This is a genomic window from Rhizobium sp. SRDI969, from assembly GCF_025152725.1.
Lineage (GTDB): Bacteria > Pseudomonadota > Alphaproteobacteria > Rhizobiales > Rhizobiaceae > Rhizobium > Rhizobium leguminosarum_I.
Map to the genome: position 1 here is coordinate 1,090,757 of NZ_CP104035.1, position 23,614 is coordinate 1,114,370.

The following is a 23,614-nucleotide window of genomic DNA, read 5'->3' on the forward strand; positions in this document are numbered from 1 at the left end:
GATGCCCGGCAGGGCAGAGGGGGGTGCTACACGGCACGCCCCAACCCTTCACATCTTCCCAGCCACCTTGATCGCAAACGCATATTCAAACGCGATCTCTTCCAGCCGCTGGAAGCGGCCGGAGGCGCCGCCGTGGCCGGCGTCCATGTTGGTCTTGAGCAGGATCGGCGCGTTGCCCGTCGTCTTGTCGCGCAGCTTCGCCACCCATTTGGCCGGCTCCCAATAGGTGACGCGCGGGTCCGTCAGGCCGCCGAGCGCCAAGATCGGTGGATAGGCTTTTGCACCGACATTGTCATAGGGCGAGTAGGAGGCGATCTGCTCGTATTCTTCCTTGCTGTCGATTGGGTTGCCCCATTCCGGCCATTCCGGCGGGGTGAGCGGCAAAGTGTCGTCGAGCATGGTGTTGAGCACGTCGACGAAGGGAACGGCGGCGATGAGACCGGCGAACTTCTCCGGCGCCATGTTGGCAACCGCGCCCATCAGCATGCCGCCGGCCGATCCGCCCTCGGCGATGATCTTCGCGTAAGAGCTGAAATTCTGTTGATTCAGATAATCGGCCGCGGCGACGAAGTCCTTGAAGGTATTCGTCTTCTTGTCCATCTTGCCGTCTTCGTACCAGGAAAATCCCTTGTCCTTGCCGCCACGGATATGGGCGATGGCATAGACGAAGCCGCGGTCGGCGAGCGACAGGCAATTGGTGTTGAAGCCGGCTGGAATGGTGATGCCGTAGGCGCCGTAGCCGTAGAGCAGGCAGGGGGCGCTGCCGTCGAGTGGGGTATCCCTGCGATAGAGCAGGGTGACCGGCACCTTCTCGCCATCCCATGCCGGGGCAAAGACGCGGCGGGTGACATAGTCGTCGGGATCGTGACCGGACGGCACCTCCTGCGTCTTCAGCAGCGTGCGCTCGCGCGTCACCATGTTGTAGTCGTAGAGCTGCGACGGCGTCGTCATCGACGAATAGGAGAAGCGGATGATATCCGTGTCGTATTCCGCCGCACCCTGCAGTCCCAGCGAATAGGCTTCCTCGGCAAAGGCGATCGCATGCTCCTCGCCGGTTGCCCGATCGCGGATCATGATCTGCGGCAGCCCGTCCTTGCGCTCCAGCCACAGAAGATGGCGGGCATAGGCCATGTGGCTGATAACAAGCGTGCCGGGCTTGTGAGCGACCACTTCGCGCCAGTTCTCCTTGACCGGATTGTCGACCGGCGCTTCCATGATCTTGAAATCCTTGGCACCGCCGTCATTGGTGAGGATGTAGAAGACGTCGCCGCCCTCGGCCAGCGAATATTCGATGCCTTCCTCACGTGCCGCCACCAGCTTCGGCTCGGCTGTGAGGTTCTTGGTCGACAGCAGCCGGTATTCGCTGGTCTCGTGGTCGTGAATGTCGATATAGATGAAATCGTCGAGTAGCGAGCCGCCGACGCCCATGAAGAAGCCGGCATCCGCTTCCTCATAGACCAGCCGGTCTTCCGACTGCGGCTGGCCGAGAATATGGTGGAACACCTTCGAGGGCCGATGATTCTCGTCGAGCGCCGAATAGAAGAAGCTCTTGCCGTCGGGCGCCCAGACGCCGCCGCCGCCGGTATTTTCGATCCGGTCAGCAAGGTCTTGCCCGGTCTGCAGGTCGCGCACCTGCAGCGTGAAGAATTCCGAGCCCTTGTCGTCATAACCCCAGATGCCGCGACTGTGGTCGCTGGTATGGTCGAGGCCGGCGAGACGGAAATAGGCCTTGCCGGCAGCCTCTTTGTCGCCGTCGAGCAGCACGGTGCGGATCGTTTCGTCGGCGACATTGCCGTCGCGTGGGATGCGGAAATAACGCGGCTGTTCGCCGCCGGTGACATAGAAGGTGCCGTAGGCATAGGCGCCGTCCTTCATCGGCACCGAGCTGTCGTCTTCCTTGATGCGGCCGCGCATTTCGGAAAACAGCACCTTCTGCAGCGGTTTGGTGTCCTCCATCGCCGCGTTCATATAGGTGTTTTCGGCTTCGAGATGGCGGCGGATCTCAGGGTCGAGGATCGACGGATCCTTGAACATCGCCTGCCAGTTGTCGGCGCGCAGCCAGGCATAGTCGTCCGTGCGGGTTATGCCGTGCCGCGTATCGGAGACGGGCTTCTTCGGTGCGGCAGGCGGTGTCGGCAGGCTCTTAAAAACGGTCAAGGAACGGCTCCGGTGGGAATGTCGGGTTGGCAAGAGATAGAGGCGCGCCGCCGCTGGATCAAGCGGCAAGGGTGCGGCAAGGGCGCAGATGCCCTTCCACAGACAAGGAGGACTCCGAGCCCACCTTGCCTTGATGTCACCACAATATTTAACAAAGTCCGCTATCTCAGTGAATTTGCACGTGCCAAGCTCCCGGCAAGCTGTCGGCGGTAGGGTGGAAATTGCAGAACAGTAAGGGATTCTCTCCGCAATGCCGAAACGTCTGATCCTGTTTGTATCCCTCGCAAGCCTTGCTGCTCCCGCCTTTGCCGTCGATCCCGCCATCAAGAAACAACTGGAAAAACTCGATCCCTCGACCCGGCTGGAACAGAGCTGCGACACCGAGGCGATGAGCCGCATCAACAATGACAGCACCGGCTTCAAGCCCGACAAGGTGATCGCTTACACCTTCAAGGACCCGATCCCCGGCGACAATTCGCTGGACGCGCCGGGTGCTGTCTTCCGCAGCAAGGGCGACTGGTACCATCTCTCCTACAATTGCATCACCGGTCCGCAGCATATCAACGTGCGCGAACTCGACTACGAGATCGGCGAGAAGGTACCGCGCGAGAAGTGGGACAAGTATTATCTCTATGACTGATACGACCCTGTCCGCCCAAGCGGCTGCGGTGACATCCGGCCGCATGGCGCCGGGAGAGAGCTACCGCTAAAATCGGCAGTTCGAATCATAGAAACCCAGTATATGAACCGCATCCTGTTCGCGTCGGCTTTCCTTGTCGTCAGCATCTCCGCTGCATTCGCGGACGGAATTCCGTCAGCCGTGCCGACCGCGGTCAGTCCGGTACCGGCTGCGGTTAGTCCGGCCCCGAAGGCGCCGGCGCCAAAGCTCGTCGAGCCGCATCTGCACATCGCCCGTTCCAATGTCGCCCGCCATCCCCGCATTGCGCTGACCTTCGATGCCTGCATGGGGCAGGCGGACGAGCGCATCCTTTCGACGCTGGTGCGTGAACGCATCCCGGCAACGATCTTCGTCACCGCCCGCTGGCTGAAGCGCAATCCCGCAGCACTTGCCGTATTCCTGCAAAATCCCGATCTCTTCGAACTCGAAAATCATGGCCAGAACCATGTTCCGGCCGTCGACACGCCGACGCTGGTCTATGGCATCGCCTCTGCCGGCTCGCCGCAGGCGGTGCGGCAGGAGGTCGAAGGCGGCGCTGCCGCCATGGTCGCGGCCGGCATCCCGGCGCCGCACTGGTTCCGCGGCTCGACCGCCAAATATGATCTTTCCGCCATCGGCGCGATCCGCGCCATGGGCTATCGCATTGCCGGTTATTCGGTAAACGGCGACGGCGGCTCGCTGCTCGGGGCTGTCATCACCGAAAAGCGCATCGCCTCCGCCAGGGACGGCGACGTCGTCATCTCCCACATCAACCAGCCGACCCATGCGGCCGGCGAGGGGGTGGCGAAGGCGCTGGTCGATCTCAAGGCCAAGGGCACGGAGTTCGTCCGCCTCGAGGATGTCGAGGACACCGGTGACGACAAGACGACCGAATAGAGCGTCCGAATCTCTTGCTTGTTTACCCCCGGAAAACGAATAATGCTGTTTTTGTTTGTTCGGTTGCGGGAACGTAGGGGAGCGCATGTCTCGTGCGATTTGGAATGTCGAAGGCGAAATTCAAAATGAGCTTCATCCCTCCGAAATTGTTGTCTGGACAGGGCAACCAGGTGCCTGGGGAACTTTCGTTTCCAAGTGTCCTGAATTAATTATCGGCCTCATTTGTGTGATCTCCGGGTGCGTTGGCTTTCTGCCGGCTGACAATGCGCTTGCCGTCGTCGAAAAGGCGGATGGAATAATGGGCATCATATTCCCCGGAGTCTTTTTACTGGCCGGTGTCGCGGCCATAGCGGGCGCGGTTTTCGATATGATCGCTACGGGCCGAACCGCTTACGCCGCCACCGATCGCAGGCTTCTCATCGTTCGAAATCTAATCAGACGACAAGCGACGACGATAGCACCAACGGCCATCAACGTCGTGGAGGTACGGGAAAAATGGGACCGCTCGGGAACCCTCACTTTCCGTCGGGAGGGAGAAGGGGATAGCGTCAAAAAATTCGCCTTTATCGGCATCTCAAACGTTCGCGAAGTGGCTAAACATGTTGAAGAATTGCGAATGAGTGCAAGAAAGCAAGCCAGCTAGACGACTGAAATTTTAGCGCCTTTGGCTTTCCGTCTCGTTTCTATACATTCCAGAATGAAAGCGTGCTAAACCCGGCCCATCCCTGTCGAGCGCGAAATCCTCGAACCAGTCGCGATGCATGCCGGCGAGCATGGCGCCGATCATCTGTGCGGCGAGGTAGGAAAAGGTGATGCCGTTGCCGCCGTAGCCACAGGCTGCGAACACATGCGGTATCTCCGGCACCGGGCCGATCAGCGGCAGGCCATCGGCCGTCTCGCCGAAGGTTCCGCACCAGGCATGAGCAACGCGCGTATCCGCCTTCGGCCACAGCCGCTTCATTTTCTCCTGGATTGCGATGATCTTGGCCGGCAGCTTGCGATCGCGCGCCGCCGCATCGCTCGTCTCGTCGTCCTCGCCGCCGGCGACGATGCGATTGTCCGCCGTCGTTCGCATGTAGAGATAGGGGTGGCTGTTCTCCCAGATCAGTGCCCTGTCGCGCCAGAAATTTGCCGGGTCCTGCGGCACTGTGGCGAGCGCCCAACTCGAACTGACGCGGTGCAGCTTCGGCATGTCGACACCCGGCAACGAATAGCCGGTCGCAAGCACGACATGACGCGCGTCGATGAGATGACCGCTGTCCGTCTCCGCCGTCACGCGATCGCCTTCGCTGTTGAGCGCGGTCACGGAGGCGCTCACCAGTCGCGCGTCGCGCCGCACCGCCATCTCGATCAAGGCCCATGTCAGAAGCAGCGGATCGGCCTCCGCCGAACCCGGCGAATAGATCGCGCCATCCCTGTCGAGTTCGAACTGCGTGAAGAGATCGGGATGTTCGAGATAGACGCCGGGCAGACCCGCCCGGCGACGGAGCTGTCGCTCCTCCAAGAGGTCCCGCGCGCCTTCGCGATTGGCGGCGAGATAGAGCGTGTTGCGCGGCCGGAAACCGCAGGCGATGCCGTTTGCGGCGATCAGCTTGGCAAGGCCGGCGACTGCTGCGCCGCTGCGGCGATAGATGCCGGCGGCGCGCTCGAAGCCATAATAATCCTCGAGTTCGGTGAGCGTGCTGTCGGTTTCCCATTGCAGCATCGCCGTGCTCGCCGCGGTGCTGCTGAAACCGGGCTCCTCCCGGTCGATGACAACAACGGAAAAACCGCGCGCCGTCAAATGTTCGGCAACCAATGCGCCGGTGATGCCGCCGCCAATGACGGCGATGTCGGTGGTAAAACTCTGACCGATCGGCCGCCATTGCGGCCCTATGCCGCTTTTGCCCCAGAGAGAGCGGCCACTCACCATCTGGTCGTGATCGGATTCGGCAAGATCGATATCAGATGCCACTGACGGCTCCACGGTTGATCATTTCGGTAACTGCGGCTGCGGCTTTTCCTCGATCAGCAATTCTTCGATAACAGTCATGACGATCAGCGAGAGCGGCAGCGCCAGCATGGCGCCGACGGCACCCCACATCCACGTCCAGAACAGGATGGCGAGGAAAACGACGAAGGGATTGATTTCCAGCCGCCGTCCCATCACCGCCGGGAAGATCAGGTTCTCCATGAGGAGATGGACGGTGAAGAAGGCCGCGGCCGGCATCAGGCCGATGATGAAGTCATCGTAGGTGATGATCCCGGCGACCGCGACGGCAAGTGTCATCAGCGTGATGCCAAGATAGGGGATGAAGCTCGACAGGAAGGCAAAGAAGCCCCAGAGCACCGGCGCCGATAGCCCGCCGGCATAGGCGATGACAGTCATGACCACGCCGAGCCCGACATAGATCAGCGAGGCCGTGGCGAAATAGAAGCCGAGCACCTGCTCGACGGCATTGATGACACGGATGGCCGCCAGGCGCTGTGTGCGGGTGCGGAAGGTCATGATGATCATCTTGCGCAGGTTGACCCGACCAGCGAGGAAGAAAAGCAGCGCCGCAAAGAAGATCATCCCCTGCACCAGCGCCGGCGTCAGGCTGGTGGTCACCACGTGCAGCACGTTGCCGGTGTTCTCGAGCAGCGCACCGATCGACATCGACCCGCTTTCGAATGTCGCCGGCGTGATATGCAGCCATCTGATACGCTCCAGATAAGGCATGACGCGGTTGATGGTTCGCTCGGCAAAGGCCGGGCCCTCATTGGCAAGCGTCGTCAGTGGGTCGGCGAGCGAGTTGATCAGCAGGAAGATCACCAGCGCCACGCTGCTTGACAGGATGAAGGCATTGGCAAGCCGCGGAACCCCCATCCTGCTGAGCTTTTCTGCCGCCATGCCGAGGATCATGCCGACGACGACGGCAAGTGTGATCGGAATGAGGATCAGCGACATCAGATAGACGGCGGCAAGGAAGAGAATGCCGAAGATACCGATGATCGCCCAGGCCATGCTGACATCGAGCCCGTCCTTTTCCAGCCGGTGCAGCGGTGGCGGCGGCAGCTCCTCGGCCGCCTCCTTCAATGACTGTGCCCAGGCGCTGGTATGGCGCTCGCCGATGGCGATCTTCTTTGCGTGTTTGCGGATGCCATTGGCGATGCCCATGCGGTGAGGTCCCCGAAGCCCCATTGCTTCGTGACGGAAACGCGCCGGTGCGGTTCCGGTTCCGCCGTCAATCGAACCGCTGTGTCCGCTATCGCACAATTGTCGCACCCGGAGCCTGCGACCGCACGAGCGGTCATCATGTGAATGTGAGGCTTTCGCGCCGGAACAAGTTTTCGGTCACGGGAGTTCGGGCTCGGAAGGAGTTACAGCCATGACTGCAGATCGAGATCAGATCAATGCCACCGAGACTTACCGCACCGAGCCGCCCTATGCGGACAAGGCGACGCTTGACGCCTCCGACCAGCGGCGATGGTGGGTCTGGGGGATCATCGCGGCCGGCTTGGCAGTCCTCATCATCGCCGGCGTCAGTGTCGCGATCTGGCCCAACCCCAGCAATAATGATCCAACGGCGACAGCCTCGACCAAGCCGGATCCGATCAATGCGCAACCATCGGGCCCTGGCACCTTCAACAACGATCCTGCCTCCGGCCCGGTAAGGCCTCCGGAAGCTGTGGACCGTTCACCATCGCCGAGTGGAAACGGGGGTGGACCGACGCAGGTGACGACACCATCCGGTGCCGAGAAGGTCCGATAGCCTCTTCGGATCAGGCCGACAGCGTTAGGCCGATGCCCCACGGATCTTTCAAGAAGACGCCGCCGTCGCGCTTCTCGCTGTTGATCTCCAGCGCGTCGAGCTTGGAGACCGCCGTATCCAGCGTCGCCTTGTCGTTGAAACGGATCTTATAGTCCGAAAGCCCGGTCATGTTGCCGGCGCGAGCCATGGCGCCGCGGCTGTTCCAGATATTGGCGCCGAGATGGTGGTGGTAACCGCCGCTCGCAAAGAAGCTCGCGCCGGGATAACGCGCCATCAGCTTGAGGCCGAGCACGTCGCGGTAAAAGGCGTCTGCCTGCGGGATGTCCCCGACCTGCAGATGCAAGTGGCCGATCGCCGTCCCCGCAGCCATGCCGTCCCAGCGCTCACCCGGCGCGCTGTTATAGAGCGCCTGCAGGTCGAGACGCAGGGTCGCCATCTCCATCATGCCGTCCTGATGAAATTTCCACTGTTCGTGCGGCCGGTCGGCATAGATCTCGATGCCGTTGCCTTCGGGATCGGACAGATAGATCGCCTCGCTGACGAGATGATCCGAAGCGCCGTCGAGGACGACATTGTTCTGCGCCGCATGGCGCAGCCAGTGGGCGAGCTCCGTCCGGTTCGGCATCAGGAAAGCGGTGTGGAAAAGGCCGGCGGCATTGCGCGGCGCGATCATGGCATTCTTTGCAGTGGTCAGCGTCAGCAAAGGGAGATCGCCGACACCCAGCACTTCGCCGCTCGCCGTCTTCTCGATCACCTTCAGGCCGAGCATCGATTGATAGAAGCCGGAAACCAGACCGAGGTCGGTCACGACGAGATGCGACTGGTCGATATAAGCGGGCCGCGTCAGCGCATAGGAAGTTTCGGTCGTCATGGATTGTTCTCCTGCCTCTGAATTGGCCTGTAAGATAAAAGGCGCACCTCGGCCGCCGTACTTGATCCCTATATGGCGCATTCCGATTGTTCACAGTAGATCCGCTTTTGAGGATGAAGCGTTGAGCAGCTGTTGACGATGACTTGTGTCCACTTGATCGCGATCAATGCGCCCATATCTTCTTAAGAGGAAACTTATGCATCTCAGTCGTGGAGGGAAGCCATGTACCGGAAGATCATCGTAGCGATCGCGCTCGGCGGCATCGACAAGGGAGAAAAAATCCTTCGCAAGGCCGCGTCTTTGCTCGACGCAGGCGGCGAGATCATCGCACTCAACGTCGTCGAGGATGTGCCGAGTTATGTCGCGATCGAACTGCCGGCCAATATGGTCGAGGACGCCATGAAGGACAGCCGCGAGCAACTGGAAGCGCTGATCGCCGCAGCCGGTGTTGCGGCAACCGTCGAGATCCGCAACGGCCCGCCCGCCAAAGCCATCATCTCGGCGGCTGAAAGCCACGGCGCCGACCTGATTATCGTCGCCTCTCACGTTCCCGACTTTTCCAATTACTTCATCGGCGCCACCGCCGACCGGGTCGTGCGCCATGCCAAATGCTCGGTGCTGGTCGACCGGCAGAAGGTTTGATCTTGCGCAACTGCAGCCTGTCACGAAGATTTACCGCCCGTGCGCTTTGCCGCAGTTGCGCGCCTGCCGGTTCGATGCGACGATTGCAATCGGGGTATGAAACGGATTGGCGTGCATGGCCGAGTTCAACGGCATTCGCTGGGCTTATGACAGATACGAATTGATCGCCGACGGTATCGTCCATGGCGTCGGTCTCGTGCTGGCGTTGATCGGCGCCACTGTGCTGATCTTCTACGCCACGGTCTGGAGTTCCTACGGCGCGCTCGCCGCCGCCTGGATCTATGGCGTCGGGCTGGTGCTGACGCTTGCCATTTCCTTTTCCTACAATGCCTGGCCGGTCTCGCGCACCAAATGGTATCTGCGCCGCTTCGATCATTCGGCGATCTTCCTGCTGATCGCTGCCACCTACACGCCCTTCCTTGAACGCGGCGCCGACGATCCGCTGCTCTTGTTCATGCTGGTCGCGATCTGGCTGTTCGCCGCCATCGGCATTATCCTGAAATGCGTCTTTCCCGGGCGTTACGACCGCTTTGCCATCCTGCTTTATCTCGCTATGGGCTGGAGCGGCGTACTGGTGGCCGAGCCCGTCGCCTCGCGCATTCCCGCCGCCTCGATGCTGCTGATCGTCATCGGCGGCGTCATCTATTCGCTCGGCGTCATCTTCCATGTCTGGGAGAAGCTGCGGTTCCAGAACGCCATCTGGCACGGCTTCGTCGTCACCGCCGCGGCGGTGCATTATTCGGCCGTCTTCACCTGTTTCAGCCTGTCGCCACCAGGCCTCTGAACGACTGATGGGCCCGAAGTCGTTCCTGGTTCGCATCCGTCGTTTACATCTTTTCAGGCGGGGCGTATGCCCGCCTTCGCAAACAATATGAACCGGAGCATCATGACAGACGCTGTCTTCCTCCGCGACGCCACCGAAGCCGATCTTTCCGCCATTCGCGATATCTACAATCACGCCGTCGAGCACACGACGGCGATCTGGAACGACACGCTGGTCGATCTCGAAAATCGGCTGGAATGGTTCGGGGCGCGCAAGGCGCGCGGCTTTCCCGTCGTCGTCGCCGAACTATCGGGCAAGGTCGCAGGCTACGCCTCTTACGGCGATTGGCGAGCCTTCGACGGCTACCGCCACACGGTCGAGCATTCCGTCTATGTCGACAAGGATTGCCGCGGTGCGGGCATCGGAGAGCGGTTGATGCGGGAACTGATCGCGCGTGCTGCAGCCGCGAACGTCCATGTGATGATCGCCGGCATCGAGGCTGAGAACACGGCCTCGATCAGGCTGCACGAAAAGCTCGGTTTCCGTATCGCCGGCAGATTTTCCGAGGTCGGCATCAAATTCGGCCGCTGGCTGGACCTCACCTGTATGGAACTTCGCCTGCCCGGCAAGGTGGATTGATCCGCCTGCCTGGCAATCGTCCGGACTGATCAGCAAGCCATTGTGAACGGCGCGTGCCATCTTTTTATTGTAGTCTGAGCTGTGTAAGAAAGTGGACGGCCTGCTTCGCCGGAGGCGGCCTGAAAGCATCATGGGGGTGAACAGTTCATGGCAATGCAAAGATCGTCGTTCGGTCTCCTTGCCCTCGTCCTTCTAGCATTTCCGCCAGTTGCCGCACGGGCCGCCGATTGCAGCAGTCTGGCCGAGCCGAAGCTCGACTGGCAGGAATGCACCAAGAAAAACCTGATGCTGCAGGGCAGTGATCTCGAGGGCGCCAATCTCGTCGGCACCGATTTTTCGCTGACCGATCTCGCCGGCGCCAATGTCAAATCCGCCAATCTGGAGAAAGCGACGCTGGTGCGTGCCTCATTGGAGGGCGCACATGCTGAAGGCGCCAACTTCGCCAAGATCGAGGCCTATCGCTCCAGCTTCGCCAATATCGCCGCCGAGGGCGCGTCCTTTGCCGGCGCCGAGCTGCAGCGTGCCAATTTCGCCGGCGCCCAGCTCGCCGGCGCGAGCTTCGAAAAGGCCGAACTCGGCCGCGCCGATTTCGACAAGGCGGTGCTGACGGGGGTGAAATTCTCTTTCGCCAACCTCTCCCGCGCCGATCTCTCCAAGGCCACCTTCGAAGGCCCGGCGAACTTCGAGCGCGCCTTCATGTTCCTGACCCGCATCGAAGGCCTCGACCTCTCGGGCGCCGCCGGGCTCGAGCAGACGCAGATCGACCTTGCCTGCGGCGATGCCTCGACCAAGCTGCCGGCCGGCCTTTCGGCACCCTCGACCTGGCCATGCCCTGCCGATCACGATTGATTGGGCTTCGCGCCATACCGGCTGGTAAGGCCCTAGGGGGCAACAATGGCTGGCGGGCACACAACCATCTGGCTGGGGACTGTCGGATTCGATTTAGTGCAATCGGAACTCGCCCGCGACGCGACGCCATTCGTTCGGTCCGATCAGCCGCTGGTGGCTATAGCGAACGGAATGCAGCGGCCCGTCAAGCTTGGACTGCCAGAAATCCAGGAATCTGTGCATTTCCGGAAAGTCCGGGGCGAGATCGTAATCCTGCCAGACATAGGTCTGCAGGACCGACTCGAAATCCGGCATGCGGTAGAGGATGTGCGCAGTGGTAAGACCGTAACCGTTGAGCTGGCGCTCTATGTCCGATGAAAATTCCATGCTTCATCTCCGTTTCACGACAACGAGAAGGTGGCGCAAATCTTTGCGTCAATCAACTGATTCTCAACGCAGGAACAGTGTTTGTTGTTCCTTCTCAGTGTGTTAGCAGCCATCCATTGCGAGTGCTATTTTTTTTCGCCAGCCCCTTGAAATGGAAAAACCGCAAAACCAGATCATTCCGCGCAAAACGCTCGACAGAGGTTTGCACCCGCCCGGACCGGTCATCCGGTCCGGCCAGGGGAACAACGTCATCATTGTTTGTCCATTGGAGGAAAACATGTCGTTCCGACCGCTTCATGATCGCATTCTTGTCCGCCGAGTCGATTCCGAGGAAAAGACCAAGGGCGGCATCATCATCCCTGATACCGCCAAGGAAAAGCCGCAGGAAGGCGAGGTTATCGCCGTCGGCCCCGGCGCGCGCAACGATGCAGGCCAGATCCAGGCGCTCGACGTCAAGGTCGGCGATCGCATCCTGTTCGGCAAGTGGTCCGGCACCGAGATCAAGATCAATGGCGAAGATCTGCTGATCATGAAGGAAAGCGATGTCATGGGCATTATCGTGGCCCAGGCCGCCGAAAAGATCGCCGCCTGAGGCGTTCTCAGCGCATTAGTCAAGAAAAGCTGCCTATCGAAGGAGTGAAAGAATGGCTGCGAAAGAAGTCAAATTCCATACCGATGCCCGTGAACGCATGTTGCGTGGCGTCGACATCCTGGCCAATGCCGTGAAGGTGACGCTCGGTCCGAAGGGCCGTAACGTCGTGATCGATAAGTCCTTCGGCGCTCCGCGCATTACCAAGGACGGCGTTTCGGTCGCCAAGGAAATCGAACTCGAAGACAAGTTCGAAAACATGGGCGCTCAGATGCTGCGTGAAGTTGCATCCAAGACGAACGATCTCGCCGGCGACGGCACGACGACTGCGACCGTGCTCGCCCAGGCGATCGTCAAGGAAGGCGCTAAAGCGGTCGCCTCGGGCATGAACCCGATGGACCTGAAGCGCGGCATCGATCTGGCCGTCGACGCTGTCGTCAAAGAACTGAAAACCAACGCCCGCAAGATCTCCAACAATTCCGAAATTGCCCAGGTCGGCACGATCTCCGCCAACGGTGATTCCGAGATCGGTCGTTACCTCGCCGAAGCGATGGAAAAGGTCGGCAATGAAGGTGTCATCACCGTCGAGGAAGCCAAGACCGCCGAAACCGAACTCGAAGTCGTTGAAGGCATGCAGTTCGACCGCGGCTATTTGAGCCCGTATTTTGTTACCAACCAGGACAAGATGCGGGTCGAACTCGAGGACCCCTACATTCTCATCCACGAGAAGAAGCTCTCCAACCTGCAGTCGATGCTGCCGGTTCTCGAAGCCGTCGTCCAATCCAGCAAGCCGCTCCTCATCATCGCTGAAGACGTCGAAGGCGAAGCGCTTGCTACCCTCGTCGTCAACAAGCTGCGCGGCGGCCTGAAGATTGCCGCCGTCAAGGCGCCTGGCTTCGGCGACCGCCGCAAGGCCATGCTCGAAGACATCGCCATCCTGACCGGCGGCACCGTCATCTCCGAAGACCTCGGCATCAAGCTCGAGAACGTGACGCTCAATATGCTCGGCCGTGCCAAGAAGGTGTCGATCGAGAAGGAAAACACCACAATCATCGACGGTGCTGGCTCGAAGACGGAGCTTGACGGTCGCACGGCTCAGATCCGCGCCCAGATCGAAGAAACCACCTCCGACTACGACCGCGAGAAGCTGCAGGAACGGCTTGCCAAGCTCGCCGGCGGCGTTGCCGTCATCCGCGTCGGCGGCTCGACCGAAGTCGAAGTGAAGGAGAAAAAGGATCGCGTCGACGACGCGCTTCATGCAACCCGTGCCGCAGTCGAAGAGGGCATCTTGCCCGGCGGTGGCGTTGCCCTTCTGCGCGCCGTCAAGGCGCTCGATAATCTCAGCGTGGCCAACCAGGACCAGCGCGTCGGCATCGAGATTGTGCGCCGCGCAATCGAAGCCCCGGTACGGCAGATCGCCGAAAATGCCGGTGCAGAAGGCTCGATCGTGGTCGGCAAGCTGCGGGAGAAGAGCGAATTCTCCTATGGCTGGAACGCTCAGACCGGCGAATATGGCGATCTCTATGCGCAGGGCGTCATCGATCCGGCGAAAGTGGTGCGCGCGGCGCTTCAGGACGCAGCCTCCGTTGCCGGTCTGCTGGTGACGACGGAAGCGATGATCGCCGAGAAGCCCAAGAAGGAGGCCGCTCCGGCCATGCCCGCCGGCCCCGGCATGGACTTCTAAGCGATCGGCCCGCCCTGCTCTTAAGGGCGGGCCTCCCCACGCACGAGCGAATGAACCAAGTTCCATCGGTCAACATCAGTGGAGCCAAGCTATGAGAAAGGAAAGCATCAGCAATTCCATACAGCAGGAAGCGACGGCGGCTATCAGCGCGGCGCATCTGCTTTATCCGGCCAAACATTTCGGTCACCCGCGTGACGTGCTCACCGCCGACGACATCGGCAATGACGAGAAGCGCGCCATTCTCGCGTCATGGGCATCGGATATTTTCGCGATCGATTCCGCACCTGCCCTTCGCCTTTATCCCGGTGCGGAAACAGCCGTCTCCTATGACGAGATTGTTGAAGCGCTGAAAACGTTGGACAAGGGCGACCAGCAATCTGGCAACCAAGATTCGCCCGCTTCCTCGCGTGCCCACAGGATCCGCCGTCGAAAGCTGCCGCCACGCCGGCTCCCCGGCCTTGGCTTGTGCAGCTACTGGAAAGGAGAACGCCGCCGACAGCTATTCGAAACCTGATCCTCTCTCTACCTGCCGCGTGCCTCTTGAGGACGCAGGCATGATTTTTGCCGACGACTCTTTGCTCAACAGAGGAGGTTTTGCCGATGAAGATCGCTCAGATTGCACCGCTCGCCGAAAGCGTTCCGCCGAAGCTCTACGGGGGAACCGAGCGGATCGTTTCCTATCTTACTGAAGAACTCGTCACACAGGGACATGACGTCACGCTCTTTGCCAGCGGCGATTCCGTCACCCAGGCGAAGCTGGTGGCGTGTGCGGACGTCGCCCTGCGGCTCAACCCGGCGGTCAAGGACCATCTGCCGCATCAGGTCGTGATGCTGGAGGAGATCCGTCGGCGGGCGGATGAGTTCGATGTGCTACATTTCCACATCGATCTTCTGCATTTTCCGCTGATCCGCGATTTCGCCGATCGCACGGTCACGACGCTGCACGGGCGGCTGGACCTGCCGGATCTCAAGCCATTCTACACGGCGTTCCCGGATATTCCGCTCGTGTCGATCTCCAACGACCAGCGGCGTCCGATGCCACCGGTCGATTGGCGCGGAACGGTCTATCACGGTTTGCCGGCCGATATTCTTCCCTTCACCGAGAACCCTAGGGGCAATTACCTCGCCTTCCTTGGGCGTATTTCCCCGGAAAAGCGCCCCGACCGCGCTATCCAAATCGCGGCAAAGGTCGGAATGCCGCTGAAGATCGCCGCCAAGATCGATAATGCCGACAAGGCCTATTGGGAAGCTGTTATAGAGCCCATGGTGAGGAGGCACCCGCAGGTTGAATTCATCGGTGAGATCAATGAACAACAGAAAGCTGACTTCCTCGGAAATGCGGGCGCTCTGCTGTTCCCGATCGACTGGCCGGAGCCCTTTGGGCTGGTGATGATCGAGGCGATGGCCTGCGGCACGCCGGTGATCGCTTTCGGCTGTGGCTCCGTCCCGGAGGTGATTGACAACGGCATCTCCGGCATCCTGGTCGACAGCGTCACCGAAGCGGCCGAGAACGTCGAATGGGCGCTCCGCCTCGATCGGCGCAGGGTGCGAGCCACATTCGAAAAGCGCTTCACCGCGCAACGGATGGCGCGCGGCTATCTCGACATCTATCGCAACTTGCCGGGCGTTCGTACCAAAGCCGCGCCTATCCGTCGGTCGAATGGTCCAGCGCGCGACCTGCAGGCTGTCGCCTGACGTCAAGGAGGAGACATGTCGAACATTTCTGCGGACAGCAACCCCGCCGCAGCATTGCCAGGCCCGGCGGCACCGGTCGCGCAGTTTTTCATTCCGGCGGCCGCGTCGCTGCAGGAGGGACGGCCGCGTACCCTGAAGCACGGCGATACTTTCGCCGTCTTCGATTACAATGGCGACGCTCTGTCCGGTCCCGGCAGCCCGGAAGGTCTTTTCCATTGCGATACCCGTTATCTCTCGCATTTCTACCTGACGATCAATGGGCAACGGCCGATGCTCCTGTCGTCGACGCTGCGAGATGACAACGCCACGCTGACCTGCGATCTCACCAATCCTGATCTATTCGATAAGAATGGAAAGCTGGCTCTGGCTCATGACCTGATTCATTTGCGCAGGTCACGGTTTCTCTGGAATGCTCGCTGTTATGAGCGGGTGGCCGTGAGGAATTACGACGACCGGCGGCAACATGTCCGAATCCAAATCGCCTTCGAAGCCGATTTCGCCGACCTTTTCGAAGTCCGTGGAACCGTAAGAGCAAGGAGAGGGCGCCATCTTCCCGCCATCATAGAGCAGGATTGCGTCCTGCTTTCCTATATCGGCCTGGACGGCCGCAAGCGGTCGACGCGGTTTTCCTTCGTACCGGAACCGGCCGAAATCCGCAGCAATCTCCTCACCTATGATCTCCATCTTGAGCCGCAGCAGACAAAATCGCTCTTCATCAAGATCGGCTGCGATCAGACCCCCGCCGATCCACCGAGCAACCGCTCCTTCTTCTTGGCCCTGCGGGATGCCCGGCGTGCATTGCGAGCCTCTTCCTCGCGCGCGGCGTCGATCGCAACGTCCAACGAGATATTCAACGAAGCCGCGCGGCGCAGCGTCTCCGACCTCTACATGCTGATGACCGACAAGCCGGAAGGTCCTTATCCCTACGCCGGCATTCCCTGGTTCAGCACCGTCTTCGGCCGTGACGCCCTGATCACGGCGCTTCAGACACTTTGGCTCGATCCGGAGATCGCCCGCGGGGTTCTCGGCCATCTGGCAGCCAACCAGGCGACGGACATCGATCCTGCCTCTGACGCCGAGCCAGGCAAGATCCTGCACGAAATCCGCTTTGGCGAAATGGCCGAACTTGGCGAGGTTCCGTTCCGGCGCTATTACGGCAGCATCGATTCGACGCCGCTGTTTGTAATACTGGCCGGCGAATATCTCAAACGAACCGGTGATCTTGCGACGATCGACCGTCTCCTGCCACATCTGGAAGCGGCACTGACATGGGTCGACGAACATGGCGATCGTGACGGCGACGGCTTCATTGAATATGGACGGCTGACGGAAGAAGGATTGATCAATCAAGCATGGAAAGATAGCCACGATTCGGTCTTCCATGCCGACGGCACATTGGCCAAGGGGCCGATCGCAATCGTTGAGGTCCAGGCTTATGTCTACGCCGCATGGCAAAGTGCTGCCGAAATCTTCCGGCGGACCGGCAGGCCGGAACGAGCGGCGAGCTTTCTCGCGCGGGCGGAGGGACTGCGCCGTGCCTTTGACATCAGCTTCTTCGACGAGGAACTTGGCACATATGTGTTGGCCCTCGACGGAGACAAGCGGCCCTGCCGGGTTCGATCTTCCAATGCCGGCCATGCTCTGTTCGCCGGCATTGCTTATCCTGAACGGGTCGCACAGATTACCCGCACTCTGATGAGTGCCTCGTCCTTCTGTGGCTGGGGCATCCGCACCATTCCCTCCACGGAACCGCGTTACAATCCGATGAGCTACCACAACGGCTCGATCTGGCCACATGACAATGCCTTGATCGCCAGCGGCCTTGCCCGCTATGGCTATCGCGCCGAAGCCGCGCGGATATTCGAGGGATTGTTTGCCGCCTCGACCTATATCGACCTGCGGCGGCTCCCCGAACTCCTCTGCGGCCTGCCGCGCCAGCGGGCACGGGGGCCGACCTTCTATCCGGTCGCCTGCTCGCCTCAAGCATGGGCGGCAGCCGCTCCTTTGTCGCTGCTGCAATCCTGTCTCGGCCTCGACTTCGACCCGAATGGCTTGCGCATCAGCTTCAACGTGCCGCAACTTCCCCCGTTCCTGGACGAAGTGATCTTACGACGCCTGTTGATCGGCAATGGCTCGGCTGACGTCGCCATTCGCCGATCGGGACGCCAGGTCGTGGTGGATGTGATGGATCGCCACGGCAATGTTCAGGTGCTCACGACAGCATGACGGATCAGTGGGGGAGGTGGGTCATCCGCCTCTCCTATTCCGGCTCCTCTTCATCGGAACTCAGCAGATCAACAAGCGCAGCAACCCTACCTGTTGGCAGGGGCCGGCCTTCACTCATCAAGGCTTCGTCGTTGCTGGCCCACGCAAATGCCTCGGCGAGTTCAGCCTGGGTGGCACCTGTCGCGATAACCTCGGCCACGAGCGTTTCATCGGCGGGCCCGAGGACGGCGATGACGTCCTTTGAAGTCATTGTCATAACCATTGCTCCTCTCTCAAGCTACGCCCAGATATGGTGGCGCCTTCGAAGAAAAGCAATTTTTCCGTTGAGAAATTCCGTCTTCTTGAAACGGTAAACTGCTGAATTATATCAGTATTGTCGATCGCCGAGCAGGGATCGACAGTTCCAGGAGACGCCTGTCGCTCTTGGCGTTTCCTGTATCCATGTTGCTTGTAAGGAGGATATGGCTATGAGGACAAACCTCGATTTCTCTCCCCTGATCCGGTCGAGCGTCGGCTTCGAGCGGATGTTGAACGCGCTCGAGGCTGCAAGCCGCGCCGAGACAATCGACAACTGGCCGCCTTACGATATCGTCAAAACCGGCGAGGACGAATACCGCATCGCCATGGCGGTGGCGGGCTTCTCGCAGGACGAGCTAGCGATCATCCACGAGCAGAACATGCTCGTCGTCTCAGGGCAGAAGGCCAACGGCGAAGATGTTCAATACCTGCATCGCGGCATTGCTGGTCGAAGCTTCCAGCGTCGGTTCGAATTGGCTGACCACGTCAAGGTCGTGGATGCCCGCCTCGTCAACGGTCTGCTGACCATCGATCTCAAGCGTGAAATTCCTGAAGAGATGAAGCCGCGCCAGATCGAGATCGGAACTGGGAATGCAATGCCGAAGGCCGAGACCCGGCAGATCGAGGCCGAGACGCAGGCAGCCTGAACCGTCAGGAATGCCCAAGAACCACCAGAAAGGAGTAAGCCATGAGTGTTCGTGATTTGATTCCCTGGGGCCGCAGCAACGGCCACCAAGTTCCGAGTCTCCTCTGCGAGGACGACCATGATCCTTTCCTGTCGCTCCATCGCGAGGTAAACCGCCTGTTCGACGATGCTTTCCGCAGCTTCGGCGCTGGCCTGCCGTCACTGCGTGGCGCCAGCGGTTTCGGTGCCGGCTGGCCGAGTGTCGAGATCTCCGACACCGATAAGGATATCAAGGTGACCGCCGAAGTCCCCGGCCTTGAGGAAAAGGACATCGATGTCCTCCTCGATGACGGCGTTCTGACGCTGAAGGGTGAAAAGCGTTCGGAGACGGAAGACAAGGAGAAGCAGTTCTCGGAGCGCTACTATGGCGGCTTCGAGCGACGCATCCCGCTCGGCACCGAGGTCAAGGAAGATCAGGTCGACGCCACCTTCAAGAATGGCGTCCTGACTGTCACCTTGCCCAAGACCGAAAAGGCGCAGTCACAGGTCAAGCGCATCGCCATCAGAAGCTGATCGAAACGAGTGCGCGGCGGCCGACCACCTGGCGGCCGCCGCTGCCATGTCGTCGATGGCGGCACGGAAATTTCCGTCGCGCTTAGTCTCCTCATGGCCGCTGGATCGGCAGATGCCGATCGCAGGTTCAGGCCTATTTCCCGGGCTCGAACACCATGGAGTGGCCGTTGATGCAGTAGCGCAGGCCGGTCGGTGGCGGACCATCCGGAAAGACGTGGCCGAGATGGGCTTCGCAGCTGCCGCAACGGATTTCTGTGCGCAGCATGCCAAAGGCCGTGTCGCGATGTTCGGTCACCGCACCGGGCGATACCGCTTCGAAATAGCTCGGCCAGCCGCAGCCGGCATCGAATTTCGTGTCGGAGCGGAAAAGCGGCGCGTTGCAGCCGACACAGCGGTAAAGCCCCGTCTCGAACGAATCCCAGTAAGGGCCGGTGAAGGCGCGTTCGGTGCCGTGCTGGCGCGTGATGCGGTATTGCTCGGGGGTGAGTTGCTCTTTCCATTCGGCATCGGTCTTATGGATCTTGGCGGTGGTCGCAGTTTCGGACATGAGGTGCTCCTTTCGCCGAGGGGCGTTTCCGTTTGCGCAAAATGTGGTGCGCCGCGTTCACTTCATCAAGTCTCCAGCGCCGCGCCATGAGATTGGCGGCATACCGCAATTGGAGTAAGACGCTTGCTTTTACATCCGTTAGGGGTTTTCTGTTAGGGTTAATGTTACGTGCATTGGAGAATCACTGGTGTTTGAGGCGGCAATCGTCCTGCTTTACGGCCTGGTGGCCGTGGCCGCCATGGCGGTCACGCTGTTGGAAGGCTGGGCCAACCATGCCGGCTTGACGCTCCATCGTCTCGCCGGGCTCTTCGCCTGCCTGCTCTGGCCGCTGACGCTTCTGGTCTTTATCCTGCATGGTTGCATCACCCGGCTGCTGACGCGCCTTTCCCGACCGATGGCCTGATCGGCTTCGAACATCGTAATGCAGTGCGGCCTGCGGCCGAAATCGCTTGAGACGCTCCCCCATTTCGCCTAAGCCAGAACACGGGCCGGTTTTCTTCGGCTTTTTCGTCTGTTGCCTTTACAGCGCCGCGTGTCTTGTCGGACGTGCAAAGGACTGTAATATTTTGAATTATGCAGTGGAGGAGGAGACATGGCCGATGTCACGGCTCTGACATTTCTGGCCCTGTGTCTGCCGCTCGTCGGCGCTCTTGCCGCTCCCTTCGTCATCCGCATTTTCGGCGCAAACGGTGCCTGGCTCCTGGCGATCGCTCCCTTGCTTGCCTTCCTGCATTTTCTGCGTTTCGTTCCCAAGATCGCGCTCGGCGAGGTCGTCACCGGCGGGTATTCCTGGGTGCCGAGCTTTCATCTCTCCTTTTCCTGGTTCCTCGACGGCCTATCGCTGGCTTTCGCGCTGTTGATCACCGGCATCGGCACCCTGATCGTGCTTTATGCCGGCGGCTATCTCAAGGGACACAAGGATCAGGGGCGCTTCTTCTCCTTCATCTTCCTCTTCATGGGCGCGATGCTCGGCGTCGTCGTTTCCGACAGTTTCCTGATGCTCTTCATCTTCTGGGAGCTGACGTCGATCACGTCCTTCCTGCTGATCGGCTTCGATCACGAGCGTGCGGCGGCTCGCCGCGCTGCCCTGCAGGCACTTGTTGTGACCGGCGGGGGAGGGCTCTGCCTGTTGGCCGGCCTGCTGATCCTCTGGAATATCTCAGGCGTCACAGAGATGTCGCGGCTCGTCGGAGCGGGCGATGTCGTGCGCGAAAGCCCGTTCTATCTCGCAGCCCTCCTTCTGGTCCTGGGCGGCGCCTTCACCAAGTCGGCGCAATTTCCCTTTCATTTCTGGCTGCCGAACGCCATGGAGGCGCCGACGCCGGTTTCGGCCTATCTGCATTCGGCCACCATGGTGAAAGCAGGCGTCTATCTGCTGATGCGGCTCAATCCCGTCATGGGGGCAACGCCTCCCTGGGAAATCCTTCTGCCCTTTTTCGGCGGACTGACGCTGGTGGTCGGCACCGCACTCGCCATCCGCCAGACCGACCTGAAGCTCAAGCTTGCCTATACTACTGTCTCCTCGCTCGGCCTGCTCGTCCTGCTGATCGGCTTTGGCTCGGACCATGCGGTCGAGGCGGCGGCGCTTTATCTGGTGGCGCATTCTCTCTTCAAGGGCGCGCTCTTCATGGTCGCCGGCATCATCGATCATGAGACCGGCACGCGCGATATCACCAGGCTCAGTGGCCTGATGCGGGCGATGCCGCTCACCTGGATGATCGCGCTTGCGGCGGCCTTCTCCATGGCCGGCCTGCCGCCCTTCTTCGGTTTCCTCGCCAAGGAGGAGATCTACACGGCACTCGTCGGTGCCGATGTCCGCGCGATCACATTTATCGCGATAACCGTCTTCGGCAATGCGCTGATGTTCGCCGTCGCCTTCGCCGTGGCGCTGAAACCCTTTCTCGGACGGCCGGTGGAGACTCCGAAACCTCCGCACGAAGCACCCGTCCTGCTTTGGCTCGGCCCGGCCGTTCTCGCCGTCCTCGGCCTGCTCGCGGCGATCTTCTCGACCTTCACCCATACAGTGCTGTCCTCCCCGCTCGCAGCCGCCATCCGCCAGACATCCGTCGACATCGACATTTCGCTGACGCCGCATATCGGCCTGCCCTTGGCGCTCTCCGCCCTGACCATACTGCTCGGTGTCGGCGTTTACTGGCAGCTGGCGCGCGCCCGTTTCCTGATGGCCATCTTCTTGCGCGCGGCCGGACCCGGGCCGGACCATGGCTTTGATGTCGCTATATCGGGCCTTGTCCGCCTCTCGGGCCGCCTCATGCGTGTCCTCCAGCCGGGGCGGCTGGAGATCTATGTCACCTGCAGCTTCCTTTGCGTTGCCGCCATCCTCATCATCCCCCCGGTCGTCTATGGTGAACTGCCGCGCCTTCCGGCCTGGCCGGCCGATGTCAGGCTCTATGAATGGGCGGTCTTTCTGATCGCCGCCTTCGGCCTTGCCGCCGTGCTCGTCGCCCGCGACCGGTTGACGGCGATCGTCTCGCTCGGCATCCAGGGTTTCGCCGTCGCTATCATCTTCCTGCTGTTCGGCGCGCCGGATCTCTCGTTTACCCAGTTCATGGTGGAAACGCTCTCGGTGGTCATCCTCGCGCTGGTCATGACCAGGCTCCGCCTTTCTCCCGCCGATCGGCGGCCGCTCGGCCGCAAGCTCTTCGATGGTGCGCTGGCGCTTGTCTGCGGCCTCGGCTTCATGCTTTTGCTGATGCGGGCGACCGAGGCGCCGTTCGACGATGCGCTGACGGCTTTCTTCAACGCCTATTCCAAATCGATCGCCCACGGCGCCAACGTCGTCAACGTCATCATCGTCGATTTCCGCGGCACCGACACCCTCGGCGAAATTGCCGTTGTCGCGGTCACCGGCCTTGCCATTCTGGCGTTGATCCGCATCCGCGCCGGCAGCGAGCGCAAGCTTGCCGCCAATGATCCCACGGCGGAGGGCTGATCGCATGAACACCCTCATTTTCCGCACCGTCGCCCCGTTTCTCACCGCGCTGATGCTGCTTTTTTCAGTCTTCGTGCTGCTGCGCGGCCATAACGAGCCGGGCGGCGGCTTCATCGGCGGGCTGATCGCTGCCTCCGGACTGGCAATTTACGGCATTGCCCGCGGTGTTGGCGCCGTTCGCCGCGCGCTGTACTTCCATCCGCTGTCGATTGCCGGCTTCGGCCTGCTCCTGTCGACCATGGCGGGTCTTCTCTCCATCCTCTTTGCCGTTCCCTTCATGACCGGCCTCTGGATTTATCCGAAGCTTTTCGGCGCCGAGATGCCGCTGTCGAGCGTCATGCTCTTCGATGTCGGCGTCTATCTCGTCGTGCTCGGCGCCATCACCTCGATCGCGCTGGCATTGGAAGAAAAGGAGGTGGAATGATGGAGCCGCTTCTCGCGATCCTCGTCGGCCTGTTCTTTGCCGCCGCCATCTATCTGATGCTGTCGAAATTCTCGATCCGCATCATGCTCGGCATCGCCATCCTCGGCAATGCCGTCAACCTGCTGCTCTTTACCGGCGGCCGGCTGACGCGCGAGGTGCCGCCGATCATCCCGGTGGGTCTCGACAGCTTGCCCGCAGGCACGGCCAACCCGTTGCCGCAGGCCCTCATCCTGACGGCGATCGTCATCTCCTTCTCCTTCCTTGCCTTCCTGCTGGTGCTGACCTACCGCGCCTATCAGGACCTCGGCACCGACAACACCAGCGACATGCGCGCCGCCGAGCCCGACGACCGGCCGCTGCCGCCATTGGGGTATTAAGGATGTTGGTGCGGATGCTCACCCCATGGCAAACCCTCTCGTGCGATAGCG

26 protein-coding genes are annotated in these 23,614 nt (G+C 60.8%); 19 read left to right on the forward strand and 7 right to left on the reverse strand.

The features are described from left to right. Positions 1-48 precede the first annotated feature (48 nt). A complete protein-coding gene (locus tag N2A41_RS05510; RefSeq protein WP_260110472.1) occupies positions 49-2,157 on the reverse strand; it encodes a S9 family peptidase in 2,109 nt (702 codons plus the stop codon). Between the two features lie 250 nt (positions 2,158-2,407). On the opposite strand from N2A41_RS05510, the gene N2A41_RS05515 reads away from it, so the two are divergent. The 3 genes from N2A41_RS05515 to N2A41_RS05525 all read left to right on the forward strand — a co-directional run bounded on the left by N2A41_RS05515 (position 2,408) and on the right by N2A41_RS05525 (position 4,355). Next, entirely contained in the window at positions 2,408-2,797 is a 390-nt protein-coding gene (locus N2A41_RS05515; protein WP_017963513.1) for a DUF930 domain-containing protein, read from the forward strand. A 102-nt stretch (positions 2,798-2,899) separates the two neighbouring features. Beyond that, the gene (locus tag N2A41_RS05520) at positions 2,900-3,712 is read left to right on the forward strand and encodes a polysaccharide deacetylase family protein (protein ID WP_170257682.1); all 813 of its coding nucleotides are present in this window, start codon (positions 2,900-2,902) and stop codon (positions 3,710-3,712) included. Positions 3,713-3,797: 85 nt separating this feature from the next. After that, positions 3,798-4,355, forward strand: a complete 558-nt coding sequence (locus tag N2A41_RS05525) for a PH domain-containing protein (protein WP_170262832.1) — start codon at positions 3,798-3,800, stop codon at positions 4,353-4,355. Positions 4,356-4,367: 12 nt separating this feature from the next. Here the strand turns inward: N2A41_RS05525 and N2A41_RS05530 are convergent, their stop codons facing one another. Both N2A41_RS05530 and N2A41_RS05535 read right to left on the reverse strand, forming a co-directional pair. Beyond that, on the reverse strand, positions 4,368-5,666 hold the full coding sequence (locus tag N2A41_RS05530) for an NAD(P)/FAD-dependent oxidoreductase (protein ID WP_260110473.1): 1,299 nt from the start codon (positions 5,664-5,666) through the stop codon (positions 4,368-4,370). Positions 5,667-5,684: 18 nt separating this feature from the next. Continuing rightward, on the reverse strand, positions 5,685-6,851 hold the full coding sequence (locus tag N2A41_RS05535; protein WP_260110474.1) for an AI-2E family transporter: 1,167 nt from the start codon (positions 6,849-6,851) through the stop codon (positions 5,685-5,687). 211 nt (positions 6,852-7,062) lie between these two features. Here N2A41_RS05535 and N2A41_RS05540 point away from each other — a divergent pair, with 211 nt between their 5' ends. Then, complete coding sequence (locus N2A41_RS05540; protein WP_017963518.1) at positions 7,063-7,446, forward strand: hypothetical protein; 384 nt, start codon at positions 7,063-7,065, stop codon at positions 7,444-7,446. 10 nt (positions 7,447-7,456) lie between these two features. On the opposite strand, the gene N2A41_RS05545 is transcribed toward N2A41_RS05540, so the two are convergent. Further along, positions 7,457-8,317, reverse strand: coding sequence for a VOC family protein (locus N2A41_RS05545; RefSeq protein ID WP_170257679.1), 861 nt, complete (start codon positions 8,315-8,317; stop codon positions 7,457-7,459). A gap of 222 nt (positions 8,318-8,539) precedes the next feature. Here N2A41_RS05545 and N2A41_RS05550 point away from each other — a divergent pair, with 222 nt between their 5' ends. The 4 genes from N2A41_RS05550 to N2A41_RS05565 all read left to right on the forward strand — a co-directional run bounded on the left by N2A41_RS05550 (position 8,540) and on the right by N2A41_RS05565 (position 11,210). Next, the gene (locus N2A41_RS05550; protein WP_017963520.1) at positions 8,540-8,959 is read left to right on the forward strand and encodes a universal stress protein; all 420 of its coding nucleotides are present in this window, start codon (positions 8,540-8,542) and stop codon (positions 8,957-8,959) included. Positions 8,960-9,074: 115 nt separating this feature from the next. Beyond that, a complete protein-coding gene (gene trhA / locus N2A41_RS05555) occupies positions 9,075-9,743 on the forward strand; it encodes a PAQR family membrane homeostasis protein TrhA (protein ID WP_026154070.1) in 669 nt (222 codons plus the stop codon). 66 nt (positions 9,744-9,809) lie between these two features. Further along, on the forward strand, positions 9,810-10,361 hold the full coding sequence (locus N2A41_RS05560; RefSeq protein ID WP_260110475.1) for a GNAT family N-acetyltransferase: 552 nt from the start codon (positions 9,810-9,812) through the stop codon (positions 10,359-10,361). Between the two features lie 147 nt (positions 10,362-10,508). Beyond that, on the forward strand, positions 10,509-11,210 hold the full coding sequence (locus tag N2A41_RS05565; protein ID WP_162118090.1) for a pentapeptide repeat-containing protein: 702 nt from the start codon (positions 10,509-10,511) through the stop codon (positions 11,208-11,210). Positions 11,211-11,303: 93 nt separating this feature from the next. Here N2A41_RS05565 and N2A41_RS05570 read toward each other — a convergent pair whose 3' ends face one another. Further along, positions 11,304-11,576, reverse strand: a complete 273-nt coding sequence (locus tag N2A41_RS05570; protein WP_017963524.1) for an usg protein — start codon at positions 11,574-11,576, stop codon at positions 11,304-11,306. Between the two features lie 277 nt (positions 11,577-11,853). On the opposite strand from N2A41_RS05570, the gene groES reads away from it, so the two are divergent. The 5 genes from groES (at position 11,854) to N2A41_RS05595 (ending at position 17,770) form a co-directional block, all read left to right on the forward strand. Then, positions 11,854-12,168, forward strand: a complete 315-nt coding sequence (gene groES, locus N2A41_RS05575) for a co-chaperone GroES (protein WP_026154071.1) — start codon at positions 11,854-11,856, stop codon at positions 12,166-12,168. Between the two features lie 52 nt (positions 12,169-12,220). Continuing rightward, positions 12,221-13,849 (forward strand): chaperonin GroEL, encoded by a 1,629-nt coding sequence (groL, locus tag N2A41_RS05580; protein WP_017963526.1) that lies wholly within the window; start codon positions 12,221-12,223, stop codon positions 13,847-13,849. A gap of 91 nt (positions 13,850-13,940) precedes the next feature. Continuing rightward, positions 13,941-14,363: a hypothetical protein gene (locus tag N2A41_RS05585; protein ID WP_260110476.1), complete on the forward strand. Its 423-nt coding sequence runs from the start codon at positions 13,941-13,943 to the stop codon at positions 14,361-14,363. 86 nt (positions 14,364-14,449) lie between these two features. Beyond that, the gene (locus N2A41_RS05590) at positions 14,450-15,544 is read left to right on the forward strand and encodes a glycosyltransferase family 4 protein (protein WP_162118087.1); all 1,095 of its coding nucleotides are present in this window, start codon (positions 14,450-14,452) and stop codon (positions 15,542-15,544) included. A gap of 15 nt (positions 15,545-15,559) precedes the next feature. Beyond that, positions 15,560-17,770, forward strand: coding sequence for an amylo-alpha-1,6-glucosidase (locus tag N2A41_RS05595; protein ID WP_260110477.1), 2,211 nt, complete (start codon positions 15,560-15,562; stop codon positions 17,768-17,770). A 34-nt stretch (positions 17,771-17,804) separates the two neighbouring features. On the opposite strand, the gene N2A41_RS05600 is transcribed toward N2A41_RS05595, so the two are convergent. Further along, on the reverse strand, positions 17,805-18,026 hold the full coding sequence (locus N2A41_RS05600; RefSeq protein WP_162118085.1) for a hypothetical protein: 222 nt from the start codon (positions 18,024-18,026) through the stop codon (positions 17,805-17,807). Positions 18,027-18,237: 211 nt separating this feature from the next. Between N2A41_RS05600 and N2A41_RS05605 the strand changes: the two genes are divergently transcribed. Together N2A41_RS05605 and N2A41_RS05610 are read left to right on the forward strand one after the other, a co-directional pair. After that, positions 18,238-18,714, forward strand: a complete 477-nt coding sequence (locus N2A41_RS05605) for an Hsp20 family protein (RefSeq protein WP_162118084.1) — start codon at positions 18,238-18,240, stop codon at positions 18,712-18,714. Positions 18,715-18,755: 41 nt separating this feature from the next. After that, positions 18,756-19,265, forward strand: a complete 510-nt coding sequence (locus N2A41_RS05610; protein ID WP_260110478.1) for an Hsp20/alpha crystallin family protein — start codon at positions 18,756-18,758, stop codon at positions 19,263-19,265. A 133-nt stretch (positions 19,266-19,398) separates the two neighbouring features. Here the strand turns inward: N2A41_RS05610 and msrB are convergent, their stop codons facing one another. After that, entirely contained in the window at positions 19,399-19,812 is a 414-nt protein-coding gene (msrB, locus tag N2A41_RS05615) for a peptide-methionine (R)-S-oxide reductase MsrB (RefSeq protein ID WP_260110479.1), read from the reverse strand. 187 nt (positions 19,813-19,999) lie between these two features. Here msrB and N2A41_RS05620 point away from each other — a divergent pair, with 187 nt between their 5' ends. The 4 genes from N2A41_RS05620 to N2A41_RS05635 all read left to right on the forward strand — a co-directional run bounded on the left by N2A41_RS05620 (position 20,000) and on the right by N2A41_RS05635 (position 23,563). Then, positions 20,000-20,215, forward strand: a complete 216-nt coding sequence (locus N2A41_RS05620) for a hypothetical protein (protein ID WP_260110480.1) — start codon at positions 20,000-20,002, stop codon at positions 20,213-20,215. Positions 20,216-20,404: 189 nt separating this feature from the next. Then, the gene (locus tag N2A41_RS05625; protein ID WP_260110481.1) at positions 20,405-22,762 is read left to right on the forward strand and encodes a putative monovalent cation/H+ antiporter subunit A; all 2,358 of its coding nucleotides are present in this window, start codon (positions 20,405-20,407) and stop codon (positions 22,760-22,762) included. A gap of 4 nt (positions 22,763-22,766) precedes the next feature. Beyond that, positions 22,767-23,186 carry a Na(+)/H(+) antiporter subunit B gene (locus N2A41_RS05630; protein WP_017963535.1) on the forward strand — a complete coding sequence of 140 codons (420 nt, stop codon included), beginning with the start codon at positions 22,767-22,769 and terminating at the stop codon, positions 23,184-23,186. Next, the gene (locus N2A41_RS05635) at positions 23,186-23,563 is read left to right on the forward strand and encodes a Na+/H+ antiporter subunit C (protein WP_032985038.1); all 378 of its coding nucleotides are present in this window, start codon (positions 23,186-23,188) and stop codon (positions 23,561-23,563) included. The genes N2A41_RS05630 and N2A41_RS05635 overlap by 1 nt, the downstream gene beginning before the upstream one ends. The last annotated feature ends 51 nt before the right edge of the window (positions 23,564-23,614 follow it).

What these genes read in the sequence shown, in the direction of transcription:
- N2A41_RS05515 (WP_017963513.1), top strand. Translation starts at nt 2,408, where the DNA reads ATGCCGAAACGTCTGATCCTGTTTGTATCCCTCGCAAGCCTTGCTGCT.
- N2A41_RS05520 (WP_170257682.1), top strand. Translation starts at nt 2,900, where the DNA reads ATGAACCGCATCCTGTTCGCGTCGGCTTTCCTTGTCGTCAGCATCTCC.
- N2A41_RS05525 (WP_170262832.1), top strand. Translation starts at nt 3,798, where the DNA reads ATGTCTCGTGCGATTTGGAATGTCGAAGGCGAAATTCAAAATGAGCTT.
- N2A41_RS05535 (WP_260110474.1), bottom strand. Translation starts at nt 6,851, where the DNA reads ATGGGCATCGCCAATGGCATCCGCAAACACGCAAAGAAGATCGCCATC.
- N2A41_RS05540 (WP_017963518.1), top strand. Translation starts at nt 7,063, where the DNA reads ATGACTGCAGATCGAGATCAGATCAATGCCACCGAGACTTACCGCACC.
- N2A41_RS05545 (WP_170257679.1), bottom strand. Translation starts at nt 8,317, where the DNA reads ATGACGACCGAAACTTCCTATGCGCTGACGCGGCCCGCTTATATCGAC.
- N2A41_RS05550 (WP_017963520.1), top strand. Translation starts at nt 8,540, where the DNA reads ATGTACCGGAAGATCATCGTAGCGATCGCGCTCGGCGGCATCGACAAG.
- trhA (WP_026154070.1), top strand. Translation starts at nt 9,075, where the DNA reads ATGGCCGAGTTCAACGGCATTCGCTGGGCTTATGACAGATACGAATTG.
- N2A41_RS05560 (WP_260110475.1), top strand. Translation starts at nt 9,810, where the DNA reads ATGCCCGCCTTCGCAAACAATATGAACCGGAGCATCATGACAGACGCT.
- N2A41_RS05565 (WP_162118090.1), top strand. Translation starts at nt 10,509, where the DNA reads ATGGCAATGCAAAGATCGTCGTTCGGTCTCCTTGCCCTCGTCCTTCTA.
- N2A41_RS05570 (WP_017963524.1), bottom strand. Translation starts at nt 11,576, where the DNA reads ATGGAATTTTCATCGGACATAGAGCGCCAGCTCAACGGTTACGGTCTT.
- groES (WP_026154071.1), top strand. Translation starts at nt 11,854, where the DNA reads ATGTCGTTCCGACCGCTTCATGATCGCATTCTTGTCCGCCGAGTCGAT.
- groL (WP_017963526.1), top strand. Translation starts at nt 12,221, where the DNA reads ATGGCTGCGAAAGAAGTCAAATTCCATACCGATGCCCGTGAACGCATG.
- N2A41_RS05585 (WP_260110476.1), top strand. Translation starts at nt 13,941, where the DNA reads ATGAGAAAGGAAAGCATCAGCAATTCCATACAGCAGGAAGCGACGGCG.
- N2A41_RS05590 (WP_162118087.1), top strand. Translation starts at nt 14,450, where the DNA reads ATGAAGATCGCTCAGATTGCACCGCTCGCCGAAAGCGTTCCGCCGAAG.
- N2A41_RS05595 (WP_260110477.1), top strand. Translation starts at nt 15,560, where the DNA reads ATGTCGAACATTTCTGCGGACAGCAACCCCGCCGCAGCATTGCCAGGC.
- N2A41_RS05600 (WP_162118085.1), bottom strand. Translation starts at nt 18,026, where the DNA reads ATGACAATGACTTCAAAGGACGTCATCGCCGTCCTCGGGCCCGCCGAT.
- N2A41_RS05605 (WP_162118084.1), top strand. Translation starts at nt 18,238, where the DNA reads ATGAGGACAAACCTCGATTTCTCTCCCCTGATCCGGTCGAGCGTCGGC.
- N2A41_RS05610 (WP_260110478.1), top strand. Translation starts at nt 18,756, where the DNA reads ATGAGTGTTCGTGATTTGATTCCCTGGGGCCGCAGCAACGGCCACCAA.
- msrB (WP_260110479.1), bottom strand. Translation starts at nt 19,812, where the DNA reads ATGTCCGAAACTGCGACCACCGCCAAGATCCATAAGACCGATGCCGAA.
- N2A41_RS05625 (WP_260110481.1), top strand. Translation starts at nt 20,405, where the DNA reads ATGGCCGATGTCACGGCTCTGACATTTCTGGCCCTGTGTCTGCCGCTC.
- N2A41_RS05630 (WP_017963535.1), top strand. Translation starts at nt 22,767, where the DNA reads ATGAACACCCTCATTTTCCGCACCGTCGCCCCGTTTCTCACCGCGCTG.
- N2A41_RS05635 (WP_032985038.1), top strand. Translation starts at nt 23,186, where the DNA reads ATGGAGCCGCTTCTCGCGATCCTCGTCGGCCTGTTCTTTGCCGCCGCC.